The sequence below is a fragment of the Azonexus sp. genome (genome assembly GCF_036170495.1).
GTDB lineage: Bacteria > Pseudomonadota > Gammaproteobacteria > Burkholderiales > Rhodocyclaceae > Azonexus.
Window position 1 is genome coordinate 1 of the sequence record NZ_JAVHPH010000307.1, and the last position, 2,650, is coordinate 2,650.

3 protein-coding genes are annotated in these 2,650 nt (G+C 61.9%); 1 reads left to right on the plus strand and 2 read right to left on the minus strand.

The genetic code is table 11. The annotated features are described in order from the left end of the window. A partial coding sequence (locus ADADOO_RS11330; protein ID WP_511277617.1) for an enoyl-CoA hydratase-related protein occupies nt 1-662 on the plus strand: 662 nt, incomplete at its 5' end. A 119-nt stretch (nt 663-781) separates the two neighbouring features. On the opposite strand, the gene paaX is transcribed toward ADADOO_RS11330, so the two are convergent. Together paaX and ADADOO_RS11340 are read right to left on the minus strand one after the other, a co-directional pair. Then, nucleotides 782-1,729, minus strand: a complete 948-nt coding sequence (gene paaX, locus ADADOO_RS11335) for a phenylacetic acid degradation operon negative regulatory protein PaaX (RefSeq protein ID WP_511277618.1) — start codon at nt 1,727-1,729, stop codon at nt 782-784. Nucleotides 1,730-1,955: 226 nt separating this feature from the next. Further along, the coding region (locus ADADOO_RS11340; RefSeq protein WP_511277619.1) for a DNA polymerase Y family protein at nt 1,956-2,650 on the minus strand (695 nt) is incomplete at its 5' end.

A 2,650-nucleotide genomic window follows, 5' to 3' on the forward strand; every position in this document is an offset into this window, starting at 1 on the left:
GCGACAAGTCCATCCGCGTTCTCGTGCTGAGCGGTGCCGGCCGCGCCTTCTGCGCCGGCCAGGATCTGGCCGATCCGGACATGCAGGTGATAGCCGGCAAGATGCCGGACATCGGCAATGTCGTCGAAAAGAACTACAAGCAACTTGTGCTGCGCCTGCAGAACCTGCGTGTGCCGACCGTCGCCGCCGTCAATGGCATCGCTGCCGGCGCCGGTGCCTCGGTCGCGCTAGCCTGCGATCTGGTCATCGCCACCCAGTCCGCCTCCTTTCTGCAGGCCTTCTCCAAGATTGGCCTGATTCCCGATACCGGCGGCACCTGGTTCCTGCCGCAACGCGTCGGCATGGCCCGCGCCATGGGCCTCGCCCTGCTCGCCGACAAGTTGCCGGCCGAGAAGGCCGCCGAATGGGGGTTAATCTGGGAATGCACCGAGGACGCCGAGTTCACCGCCCGCATCGACGCGCTGGCCAAGCAGTTATCGACCGCCCCGACCAAGGCGCTGGTCCGTACCCGTCAGGCCATGCACGCCGCCCCCGGCCATACGCTCGAACAGCAGCTTTCTTTCGAGGGCAGCTTCATGCGCGAACTGGGCTGGAGCCCGGACTACGCCGAAGGCGTCGCCGCCTTCATGGAAAAACGTGCGCCGAAGTTCACCGGAGAGTAATGGCGCGAGCAACACACCTATCCGAAAAGGCAGTCATCTGCGCCGACGCAGGATAGCCGCAAGGGCATCGAAAAGCCCGATGTGCCGCCGCTGACCAAACTGAAAAAAGCGCAGGCTGATCAGGCGATCAGCGGGTCGTACTGCGAAAAACGCTCGGGAAGCATCGCATCCTCGGCCGGAACGCTGCCGTCAGACAGGCAGAGCATCTTGTCGAGATGGCGGCGGGAGGGCGACTCCAGCCGCTTGTAGACTTCCTTGCACAGCAGCCTGGCCTGCTGGCCCGGCCAATCGCTAGGCAGCAGGACTTCCGGCAGCTCCGGGTCGCGCAGCAGGAGGCGCCGGTAGTCGTGGATAAGCAGGATGCGGAGGAGGAAGGCATCCTGTTCGCTGACATCAGCCAGATGATCGCGCCGCAATTCGTCGAGAATCGGCTGGTAGACCGCAACGAACAGGCCATAGGCTTCGCCCAGCCCGCCGAGATCCCAGGCACGGCGAACCAGGTCGGGATCGCTGGCTGATAGCGCCGAGCGGGAATCGGCGGCAAACAGGGGCAGCAAGGCAGCCAGGGCGGATGACAAACCATCGGCTATCAGCGCATCGAGCACACTGGACAGCTCGGCGCTCGGGTGCACAAAACAATCGCCACCCAGAGCACCGAAACCCTGCCAGAACAAGGCCCGGCGGACCTGCTCACGAACTTTGGGCGCCAGATCGCCGACGACCAGGATCAGGCGCCAGCGGCGATCCCAGAGCGGGGCGTGGGAAGCATAGATGTGCCGCGAAGCCTCCTCGAAACGGCGCCGACCGGATGGCGTCAGCACGTAATCGGCACGCCGACCTATGGTTTCGCTGCGCAACCACTCTTCCTTGACCAGCCGGAAGACCGAGGTGCGAATGAGGCGTTCGTTGAGCTTTAGCGGTTCGAGCAGGCGGATCAGACTACCCAACCCAATGCGCCCGCCGCGCGGCAGGAGAGCATCACCGAAAACGGTGACAATGAGCGAGCCAGCCTGAACCCGGCGCTGCAGACGGAATTCATCGAGGCGGGAGTGCGTGGCATTGCTCACGGCATTAGCGCGATCTGGGGCGACTTATTGGGTGGATGAAGGCGTGAATGCACCCTATTTTAGCGCACCCTGCGTATCATTTTTACGACGCCAGCGAAACATGAGAAGTGCCTGTCATAGGGTTCTGAAGGCTTGGTATCAGGCCAGTAACGATACAAATATTCGCGCATTAAAGACAAGACCGTCGCATTTTTAAGATTTCAACCCGGCGATTTCATCGCCATGCTTACAAAGACAGTTCCGCCTGGATTGCCTGCGGGGATATCTCATCACCCGTCACCTCCACCAGCCCGCCGGCGCGAACGCCGAGCAGGCGGATACGCTGATCAAGCGGCACGCGTTTTAGACACAGGCCGGCAGCCTTGCGAATCTCGGCGCCATCGCTGACGGCGAGCGGCAAGGTCAGATCGCGGGTGACCGCCTTGAAATCGGCATAGCGGATTTTGATACCGACCGTCCGGCAGGCGTAGCCTTTGCGCTTCAGGTCATCGCCAACGCGTCGACATAGCGACGTAAACATTTCCGACAATTCGGACCTGTCCTGTTTGGCGTGCAAATCCCGTTCGAAAGTCGTTTCCCGGCTGATCGACTTCGGTTCCGACTCGGTGACCACCGGCCGGTCATCGATGCCGTGAGCGATGCGATGCATCCACAGCCCGGTACTCCGACCAAACTTGCTGACCAGAAACTCCTGCGGTGTCGCCGCCAGTTCGCCGATGGTCCGAATGCCATGGCGGTCAAGGCGCTCGCTGGCTTTCGGCCCGATCCCATTTACTTTCTTGGCGGCCAAAGGCCAGATCCGCGTCGGAACGTCTTCCATCGAAAGAATCGTCAGCCCATTCGGCTTCTCGAGGTCCGAGGCGATTTTGGCGAGCAGTTTGTTGGGCGTCACGCCAATCGAACAACTCAGCCCGGTTGCGG